Source organism: Halobacillus sp. SY10 (genome assembly GCF_045401165.1).
GTDB classification, from domain to species: Bacteria; Bacillota; Bacilli; order Bacillales; family Halobacillaceae; genus Halobacillus; species Halobacillus aidingensis.
Genome location: NZ_CP174345.1, coordinates 1,797,359 through 1,820,924 on the forward strand (window position 1 = coordinate 1,797,359; position 23,566 = coordinate 1,820,924).

The 23,566-nt window shown below is 42.9% G+C and carries 19 protein-coding genes; 14 read left to right on the plus strand and 5 right to left on the minus strand.

Annotation, left to right across the window (positions count from 1 at the left end; translation table 11 throughout):
* Nucleotides 1-426 precede the first annotated feature (426 nt).
* The 5 genes from ACJA3J_RS09250 to ACJA3J_RS09270 all read left to right on the plus strand — a co-directional run bounded on the left by ACJA3J_RS09250 (nt 427) and on the right by ACJA3J_RS09270 (nt 8,687).
* Nucleotides 427-2,184, plus strand: coding sequence for an ABC transporter ATP-binding protein (locus ACJA3J_RS09250; RefSeq protein ID WP_089652741.1), 1,758 nt, complete (start codon nt 427-429; stop codon nt 2,182-2,184).
* Nucleotides 2,185-2,197: 13 nt separating this feature from the next.
* Entirely contained in the window at nt 2,198-4,030 is a 1,833-nt protein-coding gene (locus tag ACJA3J_RS09255) for an ABC transporter ATP-binding protein (RefSeq protein WP_115822227.1), read from the plus strand.
* A 1,006-nt stretch (nt 4,031-5,036) separates the two neighbouring features.
* Nucleotides 5,037-6,398 (plus strand): cytochrome ubiquinol oxidase subunit I, encoded by a 1,362-nt coding sequence (locus tag ACJA3J_RS09260; protein WP_406946121.1) that lies wholly within the window; start codon nt 5,037-5,039, stop codon nt 6,396-6,398.
* Complete coding sequence (locus ACJA3J_RS09265; protein WP_406946122.1) at nt 6,395-7,408, plus strand: cytochrome d ubiquinol oxidase subunit II; 1,014 nt, start codon at nt 6,395-6,397, stop codon at nt 7,406-7,408. The genes ACJA3J_RS09260 and ACJA3J_RS09265 overlap by 4 nt, the downstream gene beginning before the upstream one ends.
* Nucleotides 7,409-8,021: 613 nt before the next feature.
* Nucleotides 8,022-8,687: a TrkA family potassium uptake protein gene (locus ACJA3J_RS09270; RefSeq protein ID WP_089652745.1), complete on the plus strand. Its 666-nt coding sequence runs from the start codon at nt 8,022-8,024 to the stop codon at nt 8,685-8,687.
* A gap of 444 nt (nt 8,688-9,131) precedes the next feature.
* Here the strand turns inward: ACJA3J_RS09270 and ACJA3J_RS09275 are convergent, their stop codons facing one another.
* Together ACJA3J_RS09275 and ACJA3J_RS09280 are read right to left on the minus strand one after the other, a co-directional pair.
* Nucleotides 9,132-9,527 (minus strand): M67 family metallopeptidase, encoded by a 396-nt coding sequence (locus ACJA3J_RS09275; RefSeq protein WP_406946123.1) that lies wholly within the window; start codon nt 9,525-9,527, stop codon nt 9,132-9,134.
* 2 nt (nt 9,528-9,529) lie between these two features.
* Nucleotides 9,530-10,561, minus strand: coding sequence for a hypothetical protein (locus tag ACJA3J_RS09280; RefSeq protein ID WP_406946124.1), 1,032 nt, complete (start codon nt 10,559-10,561; stop codon nt 9,530-9,532).
* A gap of 312 nt (nt 10,562-10,873) precedes the next feature.
* Between ACJA3J_RS09280 and ACJA3J_RS09285 the strand changes: the two genes are divergently transcribed.
* The 5 genes from ACJA3J_RS09285 (at nt 10,874) to ACJA3J_RS09305 (ending at nt 15,784) form a co-directional block, all read left to right on the plus strand.
* Nucleotides 10,874-11,542 carry a hypothetical protein gene (locus ACJA3J_RS09285; RefSeq protein ID WP_406946125.1) on the plus strand — a complete coding sequence of 223 codons (669 nt, stop codon included), beginning with the start codon at nt 10,874-10,876 and terminating at the stop codon, nt 11,540-11,542.
* Between the two features lie 87 nt (nt 11,543-11,629).
* Nucleotides 11,630-12,187 carry a hypothetical protein gene (locus ACJA3J_RS09290; protein ID WP_406946126.1) on the plus strand — a complete coding sequence of 186 codons (558 nt, stop codon included), beginning with the start codon at nt 11,630-11,632 and terminating at the stop codon, nt 12,185-12,187.
* Nucleotides 12,180-12,455 carry a hypothetical protein gene (locus ACJA3J_RS09295; protein WP_406946127.1) on the plus strand — a complete coding sequence of 92 codons (276 nt, stop codon included), beginning with the start codon at nt 12,180-12,182 and terminating at the stop codon, nt 12,453-12,455. Before ACJA3J_RS09290 ends, ACJA3J_RS09295 begins: the two co-directional genes overlap by 8 nt.
* Before the next feature lie 27 nt (nt 12,456-12,482).
* A complete protein-coding gene (locus ACJA3J_RS09300; protein WP_406946128.1) occupies nt 12,483-13,865 on the plus strand; it encodes a hypothetical protein in 1,383 nt (460 codons plus the stop codon).
* A 197-nt stretch (nt 13,866-14,062) separates the two neighbouring features.
* Nucleotides 14,063-15,784, plus strand: a complete 1,722-nt coding sequence (locus tag ACJA3J_RS09305; RefSeq protein WP_406946129.1) for a pyruvate oxidase — start codon at nt 14,063-14,065, stop codon at nt 15,782-15,784.
* 42 nt (nt 15,785-15,826) lie between these two features.
* On the opposite strand, the gene rnjA is transcribed toward ACJA3J_RS09305, so the two are convergent.
* Both rnjA and ACJA3J_RS09315 read right to left on the minus strand, forming a co-directional pair.
* Nucleotides 15,827-17,497: a ribonuclease J1 gene (gene rnjA, locus ACJA3J_RS09310; protein WP_089652746.1), complete on the minus strand. Its 1,671-nt coding sequence runs from the start codon at nt 17,495-17,497 to the stop codon at nt 15,827-15,829.
* Between the two features lie 3 nt (nt 17,498-17,500).
* Nucleotides 17,501-17,710, minus strand: coding sequence for a DNA-dependent RNA polymerase subunit epsilon (locus tag ACJA3J_RS09315; RefSeq protein WP_089652747.1), 210 nt, complete (start codon nt 17,708-17,710; stop codon nt 17,501-17,503).
* Nucleotides 17,711-18,146: 436 nt separating this feature from the next.
* Between ACJA3J_RS09315 and ACJA3J_RS09320 the strand changes: the two genes are divergently transcribed.
* On the plus strand, nt 18,147-18,923 hold the full coding sequence (locus ACJA3J_RS09320) for a Cof-type HAD-IIB family hydrolase (protein WP_089652748.1): 777 nt from the start codon (nt 18,147-18,149) through the stop codon (nt 18,921-18,923).
* Between the two features lie 541 nt (nt 18,924-19,464).
* Here ACJA3J_RS09320 and def read toward each other — a convergent pair.
* Nucleotides 19,465-20,019 carry a peptide deformylase gene (gene def / locus ACJA3J_RS09325; protein WP_089652749.1) on the minus strand — a complete coding sequence of 185 codons (555 nt, stop codon included), beginning with the start codon at nt 20,017-20,019 and terminating at the stop codon, nt 19,465-19,467.
* Nucleotides 20,020-20,245: 226 nt separating this feature from the next.
* Here def and ACJA3J_RS09330 point away from each other — a divergent pair, with 226 nt between their 5' ends.
* The 3 genes from ACJA3J_RS09330 (at nt 20,246) to ACJA3J_RS09340 (ending at nt 23,542) form a co-directional block, all read left to right on the plus strand.
* A complete protein-coding gene (locus tag ACJA3J_RS09330) occupies nt 20,246-20,932 on the plus strand; it encodes a YkyA family protein (protein ID WP_244157182.1) in 687 nt (228 codons plus the stop codon).
* A gap of 546 nt (nt 20,933-21,478) precedes the next feature.
* Nucleotides 21,479-22,561: a pyruvate dehydrogenase (acetyl-transferring) E1 component subunit alpha gene (gene pdhA / locus ACJA3J_RS09335; RefSeq protein WP_089652834.1), complete on the plus strand. Its 1,083-nt coding sequence runs from the start codon at nt 21,479-21,481 to the stop codon at nt 22,559-22,561.
* Nucleotides 22,562-22,564: 3 nt separating this feature from the next.
* On the plus strand, nt 22,565-23,542 hold the full coding sequence (locus ACJA3J_RS09340; RefSeq protein ID WP_089652751.1) for an alpha-ketoacid dehydrogenase subunit beta: 978 nt from the start codon (nt 22,565-22,567) through the stop codon (nt 23,540-23,542).
* Nucleotides 23,543-23,566 lie beyond the last annotated feature (24 nt).

A 23,566-nucleotide genomic window follows, 5' to 3' on the forward strand; every position in this document is an offset into this window, starting at 1 on the left:
GCGGAATCTGACAGGAGAATTCAATGTTTTACATTTAAAGACACAAATTTTTTTGGATAACCACGAAAACAAAAGTAGAGGGAATAGTGAAGAGGATCAATAAGCTTACCCATGAAGAAGGTATAGAAGGAGATGAACCACCATAAGAATGGTAGGGTTGTGTTTTAAAATACCTTAGCTTTCTATGGAAATTCTAAATGAGCTCTCTCATGCTGAAGGTTCTGGTTCAAGATTTTTAATGAGAAGATCCAGAGAGGGAGGTGAACCTTTCCTGGAAGCCTCCAAACACTTACTTCTACAACTTTTGTATGAGGGAAAATCATCCTCTAGATAGAAAATTTCAAAAATTATTGCAAATGGGTAGATATTTATTTCGTAACCCGATATATTTAATATTACGTTAAAAAATAAGAAGGAGGGAAACCTTTGGATACGTTTAAAAAACTAAAGGCATTTTATTGGCCGTATCGAAAATATTTCTTTTGGTCCTTGTTTTCATTATTCTTCGTGACCATTATTACCGTCGTATATCCAATCGTGTTGAAAGTGACAATCGATGATGTCGTTCTCGCTGAAGAGTACAGTCTCATTCCTTATATATGTATCGCATTTATCGCACTCATGATCCTCAAAGGGTTTGCTACATATTATCACCAGTATTTAGGGGACTTCTTCGGGATCCGTTCCGTATATACGATGCGTGATGAGTTGTATAAAAAGCTGCAGCGGCTTCCTTTCCGTTATTATGACAATGCGAAGACAGGGGATTTAATGTCGAGACTTACGGCAGATGTGGAAGGATTTCGTTTCTTCCTTTCCGTTGGATTTTCGGAACTTATCCGAATCTTCCTCTTAATTGTAATCAGTTTGAGCGTCATGTTTTATTTCTCCATTCCCCTCGCCCTTGTCACGATGGCTGCCATGCCGTTTCTAGCACTTGTGGTGTACCGGTTTGATCGCAAAGTCCACCCGGCATTCCGGAAGATCCGTAAGTCGTTCGGGAAACTGAATACCAGGGTGCAGGAAAATATTAGCGGGATGAATACCGTTAAATCTCTTTCAAGAGAGAATTTTGAGATCGGACGTTTTTCGAACAGAAGTGAAGATTACCGATCCAAATTCATTACAACATCCAACATATGGGCTCGTTATTTCCCATTGATGGAATTTATCGGTAACGTATCCGTTGTCGCTCTGCTTGCCTACGGTGGCTACATGGTTATGAACAACTCGATGCAGTTAGGAGAATTGGTGGCCTTTTTCAGTCTAGTCTGGTATATTCTTGGCCCTTTGATGAACTTAGGTTTTGTCATTAACCTTTTCTCTCAGGCAAAAGCTTCTGGTGAACGGTTGCTTGAAATTTTAGAAGCAGAAGAAGAAATAAGTGAGAAGGACTCAGCCATTCATCAAGATCGTTTGCAAGGTCATGTGACATTCAAGGATGTCACTCTCACTTATATTGAAGATGACGATTCTGCATTGAAAGATATAAGCTTTGATGCGCCTCCTGGAAAAACGATCGGACTAATCGGAGCTACAGGCTCAGGAAAAACGAGTATCACTCAATTGATCACCCGTTTTTACGAACCGGAAAGAGGGGAAGTTCTCGTCGATGGCCGCCCGGTCCAGGATTATGGATTGAAAAGTCTGCGCAAAAATATCGGCTTTGTTTTACAGGAGTCATTTCTTTTCTCTACGACCATTAAAGAAAACATCGCTTATGGAAATCCCGACGCGACACTTGAAGATGTTATCGATGCCGCCAAGAGGGCACAGGCTCATGAATTTATCATGGAGATGCCGGACGGCTATGACACTCTTTTAGGAGAGCGTGGAATGGGACTTTCCGGCGGTCAAAAGCAACGGATTGCCATTGCACGTGCGATTCTTATTGATCCAGCGATTCTCGTGTTGGATGATGCAACGTCTGCTGTTGATATGGAAACAGAGTTCAAGATTCAAAAAGCGTTGCAGGAAGTGATGAGAGGTCGTACGACATTCATCATCGCACACCGTATTTCCTCATTGAAACACGCCGATGAAATTATCGTTCTTGAAGACGGAGCGGTCAAGGAACGTGGAGTGCATGAGGACCTTTTAACTAATGGAGGACCTTATCAACGAATCTACGATATTCAATACCAGGATAAAGAGAAAATTTTAAAGACATCTAAAATTTCATAAAAGGAGGGAGACCATGGCTCGCAAACCAAAGCATGAACCAGAAACGAGCACCCATTTGAATCGTTTTAAATATACGCAGGACCAGGCGATTGAAAAGCCGTTCAACTGGGCGCAAATGTGGAGGCTGCTTAAGTACTTGAAGCCCTATGCCAAAACATTGCTGCCCGTAGCGATCATTGCGATGCTCGTATCCACCATCGTGAGGCTGGTTGTTCCCGTTTTAATTGGTCAAGTAGCAATTGATATTGCGATTGCTGATAGGGACACCAATCTATTGATCCAACTCGTGGTTGGAATTGCCATCATGTATTTACTCAGTTACATCGGAAATGGGCTTAGAATAAAATATGTGAACATCCTCGGTCAGAATGTCATTTATGACTTGAGGCAGCACTTGTTTTCCCATGTTCAAAGACTTTCACATAAGTTTTTCGACTCGAGGTCCGCGGGGTCGATCCTTGTCCGGATCATGAACGACATCAACTCCCTGCAGGAATTGTTTACGAACGGAATCATCAACCTGCTGATGGACGTGGTCATGTTGACGGGAATTGTCGTCATTTTATTAGTCTTCAGTCCAAAACTGGCGCTTGCGATTCTCGTCATCCTGCCGATCATGTTCTATATCTCAACAAAGCTGCGCCGTAACATCCGGCGCTCCTGGCAGAATGTACGTATTCAACAATCCAAGTTGAATTCGCACTTGAATGAAAGCCTCCAGGGCATTCGAATTACTCAATCTTTTTCTCAGGAAAAAGAAAATACAGAGTACTTCAATGGTGTGAATACGGATAACTTCCAATCCTGGAACACAGCTGCAAGGAAAAGTGCCATGTTCCGCCCATTTGTTGAAATGAGCAATGCGGTCGGAACAGTCATCCTTGTGGCTTATGGAGCCCATTTAATCTTGCAGTCAAGTATCGAAGTAGGTGACTTTGTCATGTTCGCTTTCTTCCTTGGCATGTTCTGGGAGCCGATCTCCCGTTTAGGACAGATGTATAACCAGCTTCTGATGGCGATGGCTGCCTCCGAAAGGATCTTTGAATTCCTGGATGAGGAACCAAACGTGGAGGAGAAGAAAGATGCCATTGAATTGAAAGACATGAGGGGCCATATCGAATTTGATCATGTTCAATTCGCCTATGATTCTAAACGCATCGCCCTCCATAATATCAATCTTGAAATGAAAGAGGGTGAGACCGTCGCTCTTGTCGGCCATACCGGGTCTGGAAAGTCGACGATTGCAAACTTGATCAGTCGCTTCTATGATCCGACCAAGGGTTCGGTCAAAATCGATGGGGTAGACTTGAAGGATGCCACGATTGATAGTATCCGCCAGCAGATCAGTGTCGTCCTGCAGGATACCTTCATTTTCTCAGGAACGATCATGGAAAACATCCGCTTCGGACGTCCCGATGCTTCCGATGAAGAAGTCATCGAAGCGGCAAAAGTCGTCGGAGCCGATGACTTTATTCAACGCTTAAACAATCGGTATGAAACAGAAGTAGAAGAACGCGGAAACATCCTATCCGCCGGTGAACGACAGCTCCTGTCCTTTGCTCGTGCGCTTCTTGCCAATCCAAGAATTCTAATTTTAGATGAAGCAACCGCTAGTATCGATACAGAAACAGAACTGAAAATCCAGCAGGCGCTTCGTAAACTGCTTAAAGGACGGACGGCGATTATGATCGCCCACCGCTTGTCGACCATACGAGAAGCGGACAACATTTTCGTTCTCGAAAACGGACGCATCCTTGAGCAGGGTTCGCATGATGAACTGATGGACCAGGAAGGCGAGTACTACGACCTCGTAAAAGCCCAGTTCCAAATGCTCGACGCCATATAAACATTTCAGTAAGACACCGGAAACCCGGTGTCTTTTTTTGTTGAACTAAATGGCAGGGTTGTGTAAGACTCCATTTCGAGACTTTTGTGGGAGTTTAGGGACTCCGGGAAAAGGTTCGCTTTCCGTGGGCGAGTGATGAGCCTCCTCGAGCTAAAGCTCTGCGGGGTCTCATCTACCACGCACTTCCTCTTAGGTATCCGGTTCCGGCGCCTAGCGGCTAGTGAGACTTCCCTCGCTTCTGTACGATAAGTCAACATCGAATCGCTCCGCTCTTCGTGTTTCCTTTATCTCCTCCAACTCAGTCCAGTCCATACGCCGCTGACCAAGGCGCCTGCACACTTAAGGTAGGAGTCTCACCGTTTCCCTCCGCCCCTTTATCATAGAAGTGTCTCGAAATCCTTCTAACAGTAACCTGCCGAGCTCTGCAAGGAAGGCCTGTTCACACACGCCGTTATAGAGTTATTTAAACCACGCATCCTGCACGAATAAAGCTTGAGAACAGGGTCTGGGAAACGTCCGCATGAATAGCTAAAGGACTCACAACGTGTGTGTTTTTCTACTGACTGATCCAGGACAACGCAAATCGTCGTTTCCCTGACCCCGTATCCATGGCCAGGAATTGTCATTCATTATTTCAACCAGTCAAGGCTTCCTTTAAGGATGCGCGGTATGTGCTCCTTGTCTCCTAAGGAAAGCGAGCTATGCTATTCCCCTCCGCCCCTAAACTCACACAAAAGTCTCGAAACTGAGTCTTCCAGAAAAGGGAACTATACCAGAAGAAGAGGTGTGCTGGTCATCGGCATTTGTACGTTAATTTAAGTGACCAATGGGGAAGAGGAGGTATAGGCATATCGTTCGACAGCATGGAAAAGATCGGGTAAGATTTTCATAAAATAGACACTTTGTGAAGGATGTCACAAAATCGTCAACAACCATCTGACCATGAACCGTTTTCACACTTTATACTAACGGTAGAAGTGACCGATTTTAGTTAGGGGGAACAAAGATGTTTGGATTTGAAACCGTGGAAGTCAGCCGGGCGCTTACAGCTATGACACTGCTTTTCCATGCGATTTTCGCGACGCTTGGAGTCGGTGTTCCTGTGCTCGTATCGATTGCGGAGCTCATCGGAATTAAGAAAAAAGATCCACACTATACATTGCTTGCCCGCCGTTGGACTCGCGGCTATACGATTACTGTAGCTGTCGGAGTGGTGACAGGTACGGCGATTGGCTTGCAGTTATCACTCATTTGGCCAAGTTTCATGCAGCTGGCAGGGAATGTCATTGCTTTGCCATTATTCATGGAAACGTTCGCGTTTTTCTTTGAAGCGATTTTTCTTGGGATTTATTTATATACATGGGACCGGTTTAAGAAACCGATCTATCACTGGCTATTATCTATTCCTGTAGTCATCGGAGGAACACTGTCTGCTTTCTTCATTACGACAGTCAACTCATTTATGAACACACCACAAGGATTCGAAATGGAGGACGGACGCTTTACAGCGGTGGATCCTCTCGCAGCGATGTTTAACCCTGCGACCCCGACAAAGGTGTTTCACGTCATTTCCTCCTCGTATTTAACAGCTGCTGCTGTACTTGCAGGAATTGCAGCCTTTATCATTCTCGTGAAAAAAGGGTCGTTATATCATAAAAAAGCGTTGAAGCTAACGGTTATGATGACATTTCTATTTGCGATTCTGACAGCTGTTGCTGGAGATTTATCAGCTAAATTCCTCGCAGAGTACCAACCGGAAAAACTGGCGGCAGGGGAGTGGCATTTTGAGACAGAAGAAGGCGCGGACCTTGTTGTATTCGGTACGTTGAATGAAAACAATGAAGTGGAAAATGCGATTCGGATTCCGAAAGCGTTGAGCTTCCTTGCGCACGGTGATTTTAATGCTGAGGTGGAAGGGCTGAATGAAACGCCAGAAGAAGAACGGCCTCCTTTATGGATTCACTACATGTTCGACCTCATGGTCAGCATCGGCTTCTATACACTTGGGATTTCGCTCCTATTCCTCATTTTCTGGAAGATGAAAAAGTGGAACGAGTACAACCCGCTTCTTTTATGGGGAATTGTAGCTACAGGCCCACTGACGATGCTTGCGATCGAGTTCGGGTGGATTTATGCAGAGGTAGGGCGGCAACCATGGATTTTACGTGGATTCATGACCGTTGCAGAAGGTGCGACAACTTCTCCGTATGTGTTCTCGATGTTCATCCTTTTCGCAGCTGTGTACCTTGTGCTGGGAATGGGATGTCTCATCACATTGCGCAAAATTTTCAAAGGAAAACCGGCTGAATTGGAGTTGGAACATCGTTATCCTCAGACAGCCGCTGCAAGTAAGGAGGGTGACGCATGAGTTATGAATTGATAGGAATTTCCGTACTATGGCTCTTCCTTTATGGGTATTTGATCGTCGCTTCCGTCGACTTCGGAGCTGGTTTTTTCGCCTATTACGCACGAATGACGAAGAAGGATCATTTGATTAACCAGCTGATTTCACGTTATTTATCACCCGTATGGGAAGTGACCAACGTCTTTTTTGTATTCTTTTTCGTTGGACTGGTCGGGTTTTTCCCGGATATGGCGTACTACTTCGGACAAACCTTACTCATTCCGGGAAGTATAGCGATTGTCCTGCTCGCCATCCGCGGATCCTTCTATGCGTTTGAAAACTATGGATCGAAGGACAACTCTCTTTATATGTTTTTATATGGAGCAACAGGCCTGCTTATTCCGGCGTCTCTTTCCACAGCTCTTACCATTTCCGAAGGTGGATACATCGAAGAGACCTCAGAGGGCGTTCAACTGCTGTTTGGTAAACTATTGAGTAGTCCATATTCCTGGAGTGTCGTTTTCCTTGCCATCGTTAGTGTTCTTTATATCAGCGCCATGTTTTTGACCTATTATGCCAACAGGGCAGGGGATGAGCCAGCGCTAGAAATCCTTAGAAAATACGCATTGTTTTGGAGTTCGCCGACAATCATTGCCAGTCTTACGACATTCATCGCACTCAGTCAGCAAAATATGGATCATTTTCAAAGAGCCATTGAATTATGGTGGGTCTTCGGAATATCCGTCGCCTTTTTCATGATCGCTGTCTTTCTCGTATATCAAGGGAAGTATTATGGCTGGGCGTTCATCGCCGTCATGATTCAATTTTTCATAGCCTTCTTTGGTTACGGAGCCTCTCACTTGCCGTACTTGCTCTACCCTTACGTGACCATTACGAGTGGTGTGACCAACGAATCTATGGCGATCGCTTTGGTCATCGTGTTTATCGCAGGACTGTTATTATTGATTCCATCTCTCATTCTATTAATGAGACTCTTCCTTTTCGACGCGGATTATGTAAAAGGAAAAAAATAATTCAACTAAGCAAAAAGCATAGAGCCCACGGGCTCTATGCTTTTTCTCGTTATTAAAGAAAATAGCAGGATTGTTGAAGACTCAGTTTCGAGATGATTTCGGGGTTCGTTTGCAGTGTGGAGCGTCAGGGGTGGTTGGGAAGCCACTCGCTTTCCATGAATGTGAGAAACGAACCACATTACTGTGTGGGGGTTCTCCCACTATCCTTGTGTTATATGCATAAAGCGCTACATAACAAGCTTTCCGCACCCAGAATAGAGTGCCTGCAAGTTCGTATCCTCCATTAAATCTGTGCATAAAAGCAGCTTATTCTGGAAGTGGTTTCGAGACACTTATATGGCCAAGGGGCGGAGGGAAACGATGAGACTCCTATGGGACGTGTGGGACAGCTGAGACCCCGGAAGGCGTAGCCTGAGGAGGCTCAGCGCCCGCACCATGGAAAGCGAACTGTTTCCCGGAGCCCCTAAACTCCAACAAACATCTCGAAACTGAGTCTTCAAGAATAGGGAGCTTTAGTGGAAGATCTTTTATTAATATGGAGGTTCATATGTCGAGGTGGGAATTTATGTGATAGAATAAGCATAGATTTTGCGAGACAGCTGGAGGTTGACGTATGAAAAAAGAATTTGCCGTCATCGGTCTCGGCCGGTTTGGAGGCAGCATTTGCCGCGAGTTGAGCCGTGAAGGGATGGAAGTTCTCGCCCTTGACCTTGATGAAGATAAAGTAAATGAATACCGTGATATCGCTTCACACGCCGTCATTGCCGATTCTACTGATGAAAATGTGCTGAAAGAGCTCGGATTCCGCAACATCGATCACGTCATCGTTGCTATTGGTGATAACATTCAGGCAAGCATGCTTACGACATTAATACTGAAAGAAATGGGCATCAAAATGATTACGGTCAAAGCACAAAATGATTATCACGAAAAAATCTTAAATAAGATTGGTGCCGATCAAGTCGTTCACCCGGAACGTGACATGGGGAAACGAATCGCACATAACATCATATCCAATAACATTCTCGATTATATCGAGCTTTCTGATGACCATAGTGTTGTCGAAGTGAAAGCAGGAAGCAAAATGGGCGGCCAAACGCTCGTGGATCTTGATATCCGTGCCGAATACGGATGTAACGTTGTCGCCATCAAACGAGACAAGGACGTCATCGTTTCGCCAATGGCCACGGAAGAAATCAAAGAGAGTGATGTCCTTATCGTCATAGGTGCGGATAAAGATATTAGTCGTTTTGAGAAGAATCTCGTATTAGAGGATTAAAAATTGCTTCTTTATCAGAACAGGTATATAACAAATATAAACGGTAAGAAGCAGACACTACCATACAGTGTCTGCTTCTTTTACGTTTATAATATATTTATTATTCAAAGGTCTCGTTTGGAGACTAGTTTTAAAATGATCCAATGAACTTCAAAACGTTAGATACAAAGAGTTACTTATGGTTAAGGTGCCTAATATAAGAACGCACATTTCTCTCATTCGGAGGCGAGTGAATCAGGTTCTTTTACGGCCGCAACATCCGCCCCGTCTTACAGGACGGTTGCTTTTATTTGAAGATGTGTTTATGACAATGGGTTGACTTGAAGCTTTATAAGTCTTTACATTTTGAACTTGTCTTTTCACATTTCTAGCTTTCATAATTACCTCTCCTTAACCTTTATATTGTATTATAGTCAGAATTTCATAAAGGGGCAGGGCAGATGCTTATTCTATAAAAAAAGGGTGTTCATCATAAGTATAGGCTTGGACGGTATAGCATTTTACAGTTGGGGGGGCGGATTTATAAGAGAGGATAATCATTTTCACATCATCATCAGGATGATTTTTTAAGTCATAAAAAGAGGGTGTAGGTGCTGTGGTGGGGTGAGAGTGATAGATGCCCAGCACCATTTGATCCATGGTTTTTATTTTCTGTAATGTCTCGGCAACAACCTTCTTACTGACATAATAACGATTGGTCGATTTCCATTCATTCTTTAAAGGCCAAATTTTTTTAATATAATGGGCATCCGTTCCTGTTACAAACCCACACGTCTCATATGGTAGAGCAAGAGCACCTTGTTGAACCATTTGATCATACAGTGTTTTCATGATCTTCATTGTTAACTATTCCAACGTTGGAAGATGGAGAATAGGGAGCGTTCTTTATTTTTTGAAGGTTCATTATCAGAATTGTCGGGTTGAGGCTTCTTGTTTTCTACTTTCGCGTCGGGTTGAATATTTGTGGACTTATTCTTTGGAATGCGTTTTTTCTGCATCTCTGCATGTTGGATATCCAATTGTGCTGATTCTGGTTTCATCAATTGAAACTGAATGTTTCTGTTCGTCAGCTCTTGATTATTTTTTATATTGATTTGGGCGGTTTTTTCATCGTTTTTTTTTGAATTTGCTCTAACGGTTGTTTGTTGATTCAGATCGAACTGAGGGTTAACGTACGTTTTTGACTTTCCTACCTTGGCTTTTGTTTGCTTAGGGTAAGAAGGTGATTGCGACTGAAACCCTGAAGAATGAGTAGGGTAATTCTGCTGGTATGGTGTGTAGGATGGTTGATGAGCCACTGGCTGGTGATAGTCATTTCGCTGCGGCGAGATTCTGGATGATTTAAGCATGTTTTGAAGTTTGCGGTATTCAGATGTGCGTACTTTTTCATTTTGTTTAGGTGGCATATCTCCTGTTGGAACTTCTTTTGGATGTTGAACGGTTTGTATTTGTTGTTTCAGCTGTTGAATTTCTTGAGTTAAACGGTCCACTTCGCTTGATTCCTCTGTTTTTTTATTCACATTTTGATGATCCATAAAACGGTTCATCTTCTCCATCAAATCGTGGACTTGGATACGGTCCATCTTTTCTTTAATGAAGTCGATATCTTTTTTTAATCCATTTACCGTTTCCGTCACGGATTGTAGCTGAGCAGTGAGCTGCTGAGTTCTCTGCTCAGCATTATAATGGTATTCTTCCATTTTTTTAAAAACTCCTTCTGTTTGGTACTTAGAATCATAAAATCCCTGTTTAGTAAGAAGATAGTCATCGATGACATTTGTTTTCTTCAATGAATGCAGCATTTCTTTATAAAGGGAAAGCTTCTCCATCTTCGATTCCAGTTCTGCTGTGTTATCCGGACGTTTTTGATCCATCACTCATCACCCTTTTCAAGCACATTAATATACTATTTTTGTGTTGCCAATGCGTGACATATGTGCCGATGATTTCAGAAGTTTCGCAGATATATTCCTATAATAATCATTGTATGCCTTGAAAAATGGATTATTTAGAGATTTTTATTTTAATGTGGACAGTCACATAACAACATGTCCCGGAATCGACTATAGGTGTTCGCACAAAATGCTAAAACGAACGAAATATCAGCGTTTGCACTAGACCCATCGGTACATCCGTTCATATGCTACGAATGAAAGAAAAATCTTATTCGGAGGTGTTTGCATATCATGCAAGCAAAAAATCTTACAGGGGGCCAAGAGCTCCTATGTATCAACACTGAAAAAGTTTATGATTGGATTATCAATGAAGCGACATTTGATTTAAGTGTCGATGGACTTGAATTGCCAGTCGGTCCTGATGGAAGCCAGCTGACATGTGACGATATCGAAATTGATACAGTGACATGTGAAGTTGAACCAAACGGTGTCGAGGTTCTTGGCCGGGTGGACCAGGAACTTGTTGTCGATGGAACATTGTTGACTCTTCAATTGGTCAACATCCGTAAAAACTTCGAGGTTACGATCTTCGTTGAACTTACAGCTGAGTTGGGTGGCGGAACAGTTGAGGTAGGCAGTGCAGAATTTACACGTTGTGAGCAAGTACTGCTTTGTGCACCAGAAGGTACAGAGATTGACGTTGAATACACAGACTTGAGCTGCTTCGTGTGTACGGCATCTTGTGTAGAAAACGGAACAGAAGTTGACGAACTTGATGTTGATGTTACTGTACGTCTTTGCCAGAGCATTCAGTCTACATTCGATGTTACACTAGAAATCGTAGCTGAATTCTGTCAGCCGCGTGACATTCTTCCTATCCCGCCTTGCCCGTCCCCGACCATCCCACCACAATGCCCTGTGTTGTTCCCTAATGGGGATGACAATGGTGATGAGGGTTAAGATTTAAGCATATCTTGAAAGAGAGGATCTATTCCTCTCTTTTTTATTTTTTTCGCTTAAAGATAAAACGAGGAGGAGGTGGTCGAAGTGGATGCTAAAATTTCACAGTGGAAAAGAAAAAACGAAGAGTATATGCAATCCATCAAAGCAAGGATTGAAGAATTAAAGAAAAAAGAAGCTTCCCACATTTACAGCTATTTTACATACTCGATTCAATTTTCCCACGATCCTGCAAACGAAAGCCTGCTTATAGGCAGTTTTCATATTCAGAACAATGGAAAGGATGTGTTTCAAAATCCTTATATTTGCTTAAAGCTAAAGGAGAATTCCATTCTTCATTTTTCAGGAAAGTATGTCTACAAAGATTCTACGAAAAAAGTACGCATGCCCGGCGCATGGGAAAAGATTAACGAAAAATCGGAAAAAGAAGAGTTTTGGTTGCAGCCTATAGGTGCGACTCACATTGAACCAGGGGAATCTTTATCATTCAATAATTTTCAGCTTAAATGGAAACCTCATAAAAAATATGCAGAGAGCTTGAATGGTTTTGCGTATGGGGAAGGGTTTGAAAAAGGAATTCCTTCCTTGAATCAAATCAATATCGGTGGAACAAATGTGAGGGAGGAGGAGGACGAAGGTGGATGATCGAGATCTGCAGATACTTATGAAAAAATATTTGAAACAATGGATGGTGAAGCAGTTGGATGCAGTAAAAGGCGGAAATACAGCACAAAGTTATTTGTTTTTAGATGGGGAAACCCTTCATATGATACTTATGATGCTGATGGTCCATAGTAGCCCGTCACAGCTGATGTCTTCAACTTCTGTTTCTCAGGACACCGAAGGCTGGGAGTCGCTTCTGGAAGATAATGAAAAGAATTTAAAAGAAATTTTAGATTTGTTAAATGATTAAGCCAATACTTAATCGGGAGGAATGAAAATGGAGAAAGACACCATCGTTCTTCAACAGAAAATCATTCATTTTAAATCAGAGCTCGCGAAATATAAAGAAAAGGTTAAGGATTATCAGGAGAATTACCACTACGCTCTGTTAAGTAAGCTCAAAGAAGAGAATGCTGAACTTATAAAGGAGAATGAAGAATTACTTAAACAAAAGGGAGTAGCAGCAGAGGAAGCTCACAGAAGGTTGCAAGGTATGGAAACGCAATTAAGAAACAGTCAGAAGCGTCAGGAAGCTCTTCAAGTTGATGTGACAGTATGGAGAGAAAAATCGGAGCGTTACAAAAACAATATATCAGAGATAGCGCACCATCTCGCTTCAGCAAAAAAAGAGCTCAAAGAGATGGAATACCGGTTAAGGAATAAGGAAAGAGAACGGGAGGATATAAAATTACAATTAAAAAATACCATTCAAGAATATGAAGAGAAATCAGCAGCTCATGCTGGCAGAATCTCAGACTTATCAAAACAAAACAAAGCATTGGAAGAAGATAAACAATACATTATGGAAGAAAGGGATCAATGTAAAAAGAGGATCAATCATTTGGAATCTGCACATGTGGAAAAAGATAAAGAAATTCACACGTATAAGAAGTCACTTCATCAGTATGAAGAAACTAATAAACAATTAAAGAGTCAACAAGAAACAGAAATGGAAAAAGCTTTAACACTGAAAACTCAATATGATCAAAAGGTAAGAGAAATAAATAGACTTCTTTCCAAAAATGACTCTCAGGCAGCCCGTTTAAAGAATTCATTGGAAGAAAAGTCACATCTACAACAGAAGGTCCGAAGTTTAAAAGAGGAAATTGAAAAACGGAGAGCAGCGAGTAAAACATATGAAGAAAAATTACCTACTTTACAAGAGGCTGTACAGGAATTAAAGGAAGAAAAAAATAAGTTGATGGAGCAGAAAAAGACCAATGGACAAATGGTCATCCAATTAAAAACACAAAATGAGCAATTTCAATCCAATATCAAGGCGTTCGAAAAAGAAGTGGAAAAATGGGAGAACAAACAATCCGAATGGGAGAAAGCCAATAGAGAAATAGAAAAAAAGCATTCCAAAGCCCTTTCTGAATTAATAGAAAAAAAACAGGAGTTGGATCAATTAAAGCAGCAAAATGAAAGCTTGAAAAAGCAAAATCAAAAATATATCCACGCTTTTTCAAAGGGCACAGGAGAGGCATCTCAAGATATTGTGGCGTTTTTGGATGAACAAATGAAAAACATCCTTGGTCAAACTTTTGAGTACGAAGAAGAATTGGATTCTAAAATCGTGTTTATGAAATCCTTGGAAGAGAAAATTGAACAGTTAGGCAATGAAATACTTGAACTGGAAAACAAGAGCAATGAAAAATAATAATAGGAAAAGCGCTTCGTATTGATCGGAGCGTTTTTTTTAATTTCAACCATTTGTGTGAAGTTTCTACTGATAAGTGAGTCATAACAAATGTCTCAGAGAAGGGGTCGTTGAGCCTTAAGTGTTTAAGAAATGCTGGAAAAGGAAATAAGAAAGGTTATAGAAGATAATTTATGGAGCTTGAAAGGATGATTTGGATGTTCAATAAACGAACAGGAGAAGTCATGACACAACAACTAATTAATTGGGGTGTCGATCACATATATGGAATGCCGGGAGACTCTATCAACGAATTGATTGATGATTTAAGGAAAAGGCAGGATGAAATTGAATTCATCCAAGTCCGTCATGAGGAGACCGGAGCACTGTCAGCGGCCGCTTATGCGAAGTTGACAGGGAAACTCGGTGTCACGGCAGCGATTGCAGGGCCAGGAGCTGTCCACTTACTTAACGGCCTTTATGATGCCAAAGCGGACAGCGCGCCTGTGCTGGCAATCGTCGGACAAGTGCATAGTGAAGAAGTGGGGACGGGGGCGTTCCAGGAAATCAACTTGGAGAGAATGTTCGATGATGTTGCTGTCTTCAATCGTCGGGCAGAGACAGAAGCCCAGCTCCCGGACTTACTTGACCAGGCAATCAAAGAGGCATACGCCCATAAAGGAGTGTCTGTACTGATCGTTCCGGATGATTTATTTGCAGCCAAACAGACAGATGAGGTTCGCCTCACATCTGGAGACTATTACAGACCAGAAATCTTCCCTTCGCAGAACCAATTGAACGAAGCGAGAGAGAGGATTGAAAAAGCAGAGAAACCGATTATTCTGGCGGGGCAGGGAACGAGAAATGCTCCGAACGAATTGATTGATTTTGCCGAGTCGATCAAAGCTCCGATTATCTTGAGTTTGCTTGCTAAAGGAGTGATACCGGATAATCATCCGTATTGCCTTGGGCAGCATGGTCAAATCGGAACGAAACCAGCTTATCATGCCATGAAAGAAACGGACCTGTTGATTCTAGTAGGAACACAATTTCCATACCGTGATTTCCTCCCTGATGAGGTCACAGCCATACAAATTGACAATAAACCTGAAAACCTTGGGAAGTACTATCCCATTGAAGTTGGCCTAGCTGGCGACAGTAAAGAGACGCTCGCCGCTTTGACGAAGCTTACAGCATCTGTAGAGAAGAGAGAGTACCTCGAGTATTACCAGGAAAAAATGAACGATTGGAGAATCGCGCTACAAGAAGAGAAACGATCCACTGAGAACCCATTACATGCACCTCAAGTGATGTATGAACTTGAAAAGCATATGGAACCAGGAGCCATTATTTCTGGGGATGTAGGGAACGTGACCGTTTGGCTTTCTCGCTTCTTACACCTCGTGAACCAGAAATTCGTTTTGTCCGGATGGCTCGCAACGATGGGAAGTGGGCTTCCAGGCGCGATAGCAGCGAAAAAAGCGTATCCGGATAAGCAGGTGATTGGAGTGTCCGGCGACGGTGGATTCTCCATGGTGATGCATGATTTTGTGACGGCCGTCAAATATGACCTGCCAATCAAAATGATTGTGCTGAATAATAGTAAAATCGGAATGATTAAATACGAACAAGAACAGATGGGGCACCTAAATTATGCGACGAACTTAGGGGAAGTGGACTTCGCTAAGTTTGCGGAAGCTTGTGGGGGAGAAGGATATCGCATTGAATCCTATGAGGAGCTCTCTACAAAAATGAAACAAGCCTTCGTTTCCGAAAAACCTGTGCTGATCGATGTCGTCATTGAAGACCAGGCCCCACTCCCTGGAAAAATTGATTACCAGTCAGCAGTGAACTTTTCCAAGTATATCGTCAAAGAGTTCTTTGAATCCGGAAACCTCGACTTACCGGATATGAAAAAAGCATTGAAACGCCTGACATAAAAGAAAATCCCCGCTGGAATTCCAGCGGGGATTTCTTTATGATCACACTTCCATAATGATTGGAAGAATCATCGGACGACGCTTCGTCTTTTCAAACAAGAACGGTGCAATGGTATCTGTAATTTCATTTTTGATCTCAGACCATTGAGTCGTGCGACGTTCCATCACTTTTTCAACATGGGAGCTGACGAGATTCTGTGCTTCTTTAATTAAGTCTTCTGATTCTCTCATGTAGACGAATCCGCGGGAGATGATATCAGGACCTGACGCGATCTTGAATTCTTTCATGTTGATGCTTACGACAACGATCACAAGACCTTCTTCGGAAAGAATACGTCGATCACGAAGGACGATGTTACCGATGTCACCAATACCGCTTCCGTCAACATAGACAGAGCCTGAAGGAATTTTACCTGCAACGCTTGCTTCGTCTTTACCAAGAGCCAGTACGTCACCATTATCCATGACGAAGCAGTTCTCAGGCTCGACTCCACAATCGTGGCTGAGTTTCGTGTGCTCTTTCAGCATACGATATTCCCCGTGAATCGGCATGAAGAATTTCGGTTGAATCAAACGAAGCATCAGCTTCATTTCTTCCTGACTACCGTGACCAGAAGTGTGGATGTCATTCAATGGGCCGTGGATGACATCTGCACCGGCGCGGTAGAGTTTATTGATTGTACGGCTGACACTGATCGTGTTTCCAGGGATTGGGGAAGAAGAGAACACGACGGTGTCGCCAGGTTGAATTTGAATTTGACGGTGAGTACCGTTGGCAATACGTGACAGGGCAGCCATTGGTTCACCTTGTGAGCCTGTACACAGGATCACGACTTCATTTGCTGGAAGTCGGTTGATCTGCTGGGCATCAATGAATGTATCCTTAGGGGCACGGATATATCCCAGTTCCTGACCGATTCGGATGGAAGATTCCATACTGCGTCCGAAAACAGCCACTTTACGACCTTTCTTCACGGCAGATTCCACCACTTGTTGAAGACGGTGGATGTTTGATGCGAAGGTAGCAAAGATTAATCGACCATCATCCATACGCGAAAAGATGTCATCGATACTTTGTCCCACGATTCGTTCGGACTTTGTAAAACCAGGAACTTCTGCATTGGTACTATCGGATAATAGGGCGAGCACGCCTTCTTTACCGATTTCAGCCATTTTAGCAAGATCCGCTGGTTCTCCTACAGGGGTAAAATCGAACTTGAAGTCTCCTGTGTGTACGACGTTTCCTGGTGGAGTTTTTACCACAACTCCGTAGGAATCAGGGATACTGTGCGTCGTACGGAAGAAGGAAACGGATGTTTTACGGAATTTAATTACATCGTCTTCCTGAATCGGATTCAGCTTTGCATTCCGCAACAGACCGTGTTCGTCCAACTTATTACGGATGAGGCCGAGCGCCAGTTTACCCGCATAAATTGGAATGTTGATTTCACGCAGCAGGTAAGGAATTCCACCAATGTGGTCTTCGTGACCGTGCGTAATGAACAGCCCTTTGATTTTGTCTTGATTTTGGACGAGGTACGTATAATCCGGAATAACATAGTCGATACCGAGCAGCTCGTCTTCCGGGAATTTGATACCAGCGTCAATGAGGATGATTTCGTCTTGGAATTGTACACCGTACGTGTTTTTACCGATCTCACCGAGTCCGCCCAGGGCGAATACGGCTGTCTGGTCATTTTTCACGAATTTCATCAGTTAAAAATTCTCCACTTTGAAATCTTCGGATTGCTTTTCATATTCAAGGTGATCCTCATCAAGCACCTGAATATATTCGATATTGAATCCTTCATTTTTTAATTTTTCACGAACTTGTCTTTCTGTTTCCGCTTCCACATACATGCTTTCTGTATGTTCACGGACAGGAACTTCGCTCGCAAGTTCCTGATATAATACTTTAAATATCATTACTCTATCGCTCCTAACTAGATATAATTTCCACATTCTTGTCCTGTCATCATCATAGCACGATTATTTCGTATATGGGAATGATAATGGTATGTGCGGGTGCTCGGTACACCCCTAAACAATGGTTTACGCGTATGTTTTTCGTTTCAAGAAATTTTTCCAACGTTTTCTAAGCTTCCTTCGTAGACGCTTCATCATCGGCATCTATCCCCTTTCTTCCAAATGAAGAAAACAAAAAACGTTAAACCGCCCAATCCCTGTTATCTCTAGTATAATACGGTTTGTGGAAGAATGAAACAATTACATATTAGATTTTATATATATCGTGTGTTTTTCTTCTCAAACCTATCCACTCATGCTACAGTATAGCCAAAGAATGGGGTATGCTATGATACATAAGAGAAATTGTACGCAGCCGACGAGGAGGAACAAGAATATGACAAAAAAAATTGCTTTTTTTGATATTGATGGAACACTACTGGATCACGATAAAAAACTGCCGGAGAAAACGAAAGCAGCGATTCAAGCGCTTAAAGATGAAGGTGTGTACTGCGCCATTGCCACCGGACGTGCTCCTTTCATGTATAAGAAGTTGAGAGAAGAACTTGGAATCGATTCCTTTGTAAGCTTTAACGGTCAGTATGTCGTTTTCGAGGGAAAAGAAATTTATACGAATCCATTGTCTGAACCAGAACTTGCGCGTCTTCATAAGCACGCAGAGCAGAACGACCATCCGATGGTTTTCATGAATCATGAAGAGATGAAGTCCTCCGTACCGGATCACGATCATATAGAAGAAAGTCTTGGGACGCTGTATATCGACCATCCAAGTGCTGATGCGTCCTTTTTTAAAGGAAGAAACATTTATCAGTCCCTTCTATTCTGTGAAGGGGACGAAATAGAAGAGTACAGAGAAGCCTATGATTCCTTCGATTACATTCGCTGGCATCCCGTTTCCTGTGATGTACTTCCTAAAGGAGGATCAAAAGCAGAAGGGATTAAAAAGATGATCGAAGCAGCCGGTCTCAAGATGGAAGATACGTACGCTTTTGGCGACGGCTTGAATGATATAGAAATGATCCGTGAGGTAGGAACAGGAGTCGCAATGGGAAATGCCGTTCCTGAAACCAAAGCTGTCAGCGATTTCGTCACGAAAGATGTTGGAGAAGATGGACTCTCCCATGCAATTTATGAACTAGGATTGCTGAAATAACCTTTATTGAGTGGGTGGGGCTACAGGGAATGGCTCGCTTTCCGCGGGAGCGCGGTGAGCCTCCTCGGACTGCGTCCTGCGGGGTCTCACCCTGCACTTTTTTCCCGCAGGAGTCTCGCCATTCCCCTCCGCCCCTTTGCAAAGGAAGATTCCCGAAACCACTTCTAAAAATCAGCTTGTATGATCGAGGGAAGTGTATAACATAAACCTTTCTACGGAACGTAAAAGCTTAATACAGAGTGCCTTATACTTCTAACAGTGGGATAGTGGAAGACCATCCAACTTGGTAAAGGGTTCGTTTCTCCCTTAAATGGAATGGGGTGGTTGTGAAGCTGCGAGACTCCCGTGGGAGAAAGGAGATAGGTGAGATCCCGCAGGGCACTAGCCCGAGGAAGCTCGCCGCTCCCCCCTGACGCTCAACCCAAGCAACGAACCCAGGAATATCTCAAAATCGAGTCTTCGACAACCGGGAGCTTATATGGAAGAAGTTAAAAGGATAAAAAAGCTCCACCGTCGGTGACGGTGGAGCTTTTGGTTTGTTTTATCGATCGGCAGGTGTAGCATTTTCAGGCTCTTTGAAAGGATTATCCTGATCAATGTGATCATAGAACATGACCCCGTGCAGATGATCAATTTCATGCTGAAACACGATGGCTGCATAATCTCTCAAGCGCAGCTTCACATCATTACCTTCAAGGTCCGTAGCTTTCACTGTGATACGGCGATAGCGCGGAACATAACCAGGGACTTCACGATCGACGGAAAGACAGCCTTCTCCTGTAGAAAGGTAAGTCTTTTCCACCGAATGACTGACAATACGAGGATTGAATAAGCCATAGCTGTATAACTTATCTTTCATATCCGTGAAATGGACCGCCAGCATCCGTTTATTCACATTGATCTGCGGTGCAGCTAAGCCGACCCCAGGACGGAGTCCGTACCGGTTACAAACTTGCTCATCCTGGCTATTCTTCAAGTACTGAATCATTTCTTCCAACGTTTCTTTATCCTCCTCAGAAGGGGGGAGGGGTACTTCCTCTGTCACTTTACGCAAAGCGGGGTGACCTTCACGAACAATATCGTCCATTGTAATCATTAAGCAACATCCTTTCAAACTATACATTTTCATAAAAAGCTCTAACTCATTGGTTTCAGTATATATAATGAATGGAATAAAGAGCTCTCTCAAATAGACCTTTTTCCTCTCCATGTCAATGGTAACATATGTGAAAAAGGCACTTTCAATTTGATATCATTTATTATACTATTGTAGATACGTTTAGATTACAATAATGTTTCACGGAATTCGAGGGGGAAAAGGTGTGCGAGTACATAAGCTAGTGGTGCTCCTGGCAGTAGCAGCTTTCTTGTCTGCCTGTACAGGTCAGTCAGCAGAAGAACAGATTTATGAACATCTTGAAAAAGCGGTGACGTTAGAAGATGCTTTCCGCGAACAGCAGCAGCCGATGGTGGATCTTGAGACAGAAGAACAACAATTATATGAAGAAATCATCAATTTGAACATGGATCAATTTGATGAAATCCAAGAGAAGTCCAAGCAGGCGGCCTCTATCGTAGAAAAGCGCAGAGAAAAGCTTGAGCTTGAAAAAGAAAGCATTGATACAGCAAAAGAGGAATTCGATAAGATTGAACCTCTAATCGAAGACTTGGACGAAGAGAATGCAGAGGCAAAGGAAAAAGCAGAGCAATTAGTCGAAACGATGAATGCACGGTATGATTCGTATCAAAATTTATATAAGGCTTATGACGAAGCTTTAACTTTGGATGCCAAACTATATGAAATGATGCAGAATGAGGATTTAACAGAAGAACAACTTCAAGAACAAATCGATAAGATCAATCAGAAATATAATGAAGTGATTGAACATAACGAAACGTTCAACAAACATACAGAAGAGTATAATGCATTGAAAAAAGAACTTTATGAAGCGATGGAACTTGATGTAACCTATGAGGAACAATCAGAATCCTCGACATCAGAAGAGTAATGGAAAAGCCGTTGACGTGATTCGTCAACGGCTTTTTGTCTTAAGTGAGGACATTTGATCGTGAAACGTTTATCTCTACCTTTTTAACAATGAGGGAGGTGCACGTCCGGCATCTCTTCCATAATGAAGGATCCGAAGTCTGGAATTATAAATTGGCTCTAAACTAAACAATTCATTTGATTGTATAGGGGAAAAAACGTAAGATTAATACAGGCTTAATTTTGTGGTGATACAGTATCATGTTCTGAAATAACAAAATAAGTCATTTTTCGACTGCTGTCAGAAGCCTCTATGACTATGTATAGATATTATGTAGCGAAGTGATTGACGAATGATGGCGATTTGAGCTAAACTACATAATGGATTGACATTGTACCATTGAATCTTACTTGAAGAATGTAACAGTTTCTATAAACGTCCCTGCATGATTAATAAAGAAGTGTTCAGGGTAAAACGTAAAGAGCAAATCGGTACAGTTTTTTTTCATAATTGGGAAAGCTACTCACAGCATCCATTTTAAAATACGAAAGGAAAGGGTGAATGAATTTGAAACGAACTCTTGAGAACATTGAAAATCAGTTCGAAATGTTTCAAATCCTTAACGAAGAAGGCGAAATCGTAAACGAAGATTTTATGCCTGACCTATCTGATGAAGATCTGAAAGAAATTATGCGCCGTATGGTTTATACGCGTATTCTTGACCAGCGTTCCATCGCGCTTAACCGCCAGGGACGTCTTGGTTTCTACGCTCCAACTGCTGGACAGGAAGCATCCCAGCTTGGAAGCCAATTTGCACTTGAGAAGGAAGACTTTATTCTTCCAGGGTACCGTGATGTACCACAGTTGATCTGGCACGGTCTTCCACTTTATCAAGCATTCCTATTCTCCCGTGGACACCATAAAGGTAACCAAATGCCTGAAGGTGTGAACGCAGTGAGCCCGCAAATCATCATCGGTGCGCAAATCACGCAGACAGCTGGTGTTGGTCTTGGTTATAAAAAACGTGGTGAAAATGCTGTAGCAATCACTTACACAGGTGATGGCGGTGCATCTCAAGGTGACTTCTACGAAGGTATCAACTTTGCTGGTGCATTCGGTGCGCAGGCTATTTTCGTCGTACAAAACAACCGTTTCGCGATTTCTGTACCTGTTGAGAAGCAGTCTGCAGCTCAAACAATCGCTCAAAAAGCAGTGGCAGCCGGAATCGAAGGCATCCAGGTTGACGGTATGGACGTACTTGCTGTGTATGCGGCAACGAAAGATGCTCGTGAGCGTGCTGTGAACGGTGAAGGTCCGACATTGATCGAGACACTTACTTATCGTTATGGTCCACACACTATGGCCGGAGACGATCCGACTCGTTACCGTACGGAAGATGAAGACAACGAGTGGGAGAAAAAAGATCCAATCGTTCGTTTCCGTAAGTTCCTCGAAGCGAAAGGCCTATGGTCTGAAGAGGAAGAGAACGAACTGATCGAAAAAACAAAAGAAGAAATCAAAGCAGCTGTTAAAGAAGCTGACAATACTCCAAAACAAACGGTTACTGATTTGATCGGTATCATGCATGAGGAACTTCCTTCTAACTTGAAAGAGCAGATGGAAGAATACAAGGAAAAGGAGTCGAAGTAAATCATGGCACAAATGACAATGATCCAAGCCATCACAGACGCGATGCGCACAGAACTTAAAAATGATGAAAACGTGCTAGTTTTCGGTGAAGACGTTGGTCAAAACGGCGGAGTATTCCGTGCGACTGAAGGTCTTCAAAAAGAATTCGGCGAAGATCGTGTATTTGATACACCACTAGCTGAATCCGGAATCGGCGGTATGTCCATCGGGCTTGCTCTTACAGGCTTCCGTCCGGTACCTGAAATTCAATTCTTCGGTTTCGTATACGAAGTCATGGACGCAATCAGCGGTCAAATGGCACGTTATCGTTACCGCTCTGGCGGTACTCGTCCAATGCCGATTACTGTTCGTTCTCCATTCGGCGGCGGTGTACACACACCAGAACTTCACGCAGACAGTCTTGAAGGTCTAATGGCTCAACAGCCTGGTCTTCGTGTAGTCATCCCATCTAATCCATACGATGCGAAAGGTCTATTGATCTCTTCCATCCGCAATAACGATCCTGTGATCTTCCTTGAGCACATGAAACTTTACCGTTCATTCCGTGAAGAAGTGCCTGAAGAAGAATATACAGTAGATCTTGATAAAGCAGCCGTTAAGCGCGAAGGTACAGACGTTACTCTTGTTGCTTATGGTGCAATGGTTCACTCTTCTCTTAAAGCTGCAGAAGAGCTTGAGAAAGACGGAATCAGTGCAGAAGTCATTGACCTTCGTACTGTATCTCCAGTCGATTACGAAACAATCCTAGAATCTGTTAAGAAAACAAACCGTGCTGTAGTTGTCCAGGAAGCTCAAAAGCAAGCGGGTATCGCAGCGAACGTTGTTTCTGAAATTCAAGAAAAAGCCATCCTTCACCTTGAAGCGCCTGTATTGCGTGTAGCTGCACCAGACACGGTCTATGCATTCACACAAGCAGAAGAAGTATGGTTGCCAAATCACAACACGATCGTTGAAAAAGTCAACGACGTTATGAACTTTTAATCATCTCTAATACTAGGAGGTAAT

Bases quoted from the DNA above. Each gene is read 5' to 3' on its own strand.
- ACJA3J_RS09305 (WP_406946129.1), top strand. From the start codon at position 14,063: ATGTTCAATAAACGAACAGGAGAAGTCATGACACAACAACTAATTAAT.
- def (WP_089652749.1), bottom strand. From the start codon at position 20,019: ATGATTACAATGGACGATATTGTTCGTGAAGGTCACCCCGCTTTGCGT.
- ACJA3J_RS09280 (WP_406946124.1), bottom strand. From the start codon at position 10,561: ATGGATCAAAAACGTCCGGATAACACAGCAGAACTGGAATCGAAGATG.
- ACJA3J_RS09265 (WP_406946122.1), top strand. From the start codon at position 6,395: ATGAGTTATGAATTGATAGGAATTTCCGTACTATGGCTCTTCCTTTAT.
- ACJA3J_RS09300 (WP_406946128.1), top strand. From the start codon at position 12,483: ATGGAGAAAGACACCATCGTTCTTCAACAGAAAATCATTCATTTTAAA.
- ACJA3J_RS09275 (WP_406946123.1), bottom strand. From the start codon at position 9,527: ATGAAGATCATGAAAACACTGTATGATCAAATGGTTCAACAAGGTGCT.
- ACJA3J_RS09320 (WP_089652748.1), top strand. From the start codon at position 18,147: ATGACAAAAAAAATTGCTTTTTTTGATATTGATGGAACACTACTGGAT.
- ACJA3J_RS09285 (WP_406946125.1), top strand. From the start codon at position 10,874: ATGCAAGCAAAAAATCTTACAGGGGGCCAAGAGCTCCTATGTATCAAC.
- rnjA (WP_089652746.1), bottom strand. From the start codon at position 17,497: ATGAAATTCGTGAAAAATGACCAGACAGCCGTATTCGCCCTGGGCGGA.
- ACJA3J_RS09260 (WP_406946121.1), top strand. From the start codon at position 5,037: ATGTTTGGATTTGAAACCGTGGAAGTCAGCCGGGCGCTTACAGCTATG.
- ACJA3J_RS09340 (WP_089652751.1), top strand. From the start codon at position 22,565: ATGGCACAAATGACAATGATCCAAGCCATCACAGACGCGATGCGCACA.
- ACJA3J_RS09315 (WP_089652747.1), bottom strand. From the start codon at position 17,710: ATGATATTTAAAGTATTATATCAGGAACTTGCGAGCGAAGTTCCTGTC.
- ACJA3J_RS09270 (WP_089652745.1), top strand. From the start codon at position 8,022: ATGAAAAAAGAATTTGCCGTCATCGGTCTCGGCCGGTTTGGAGGCAGC.
- ACJA3J_RS09255 (WP_115822227.1), top strand. From the start codon at position 2,198: ATGGCTCGCAAACCAAAGCATGAACCAGAAACGAGCACCCATTTGAAT.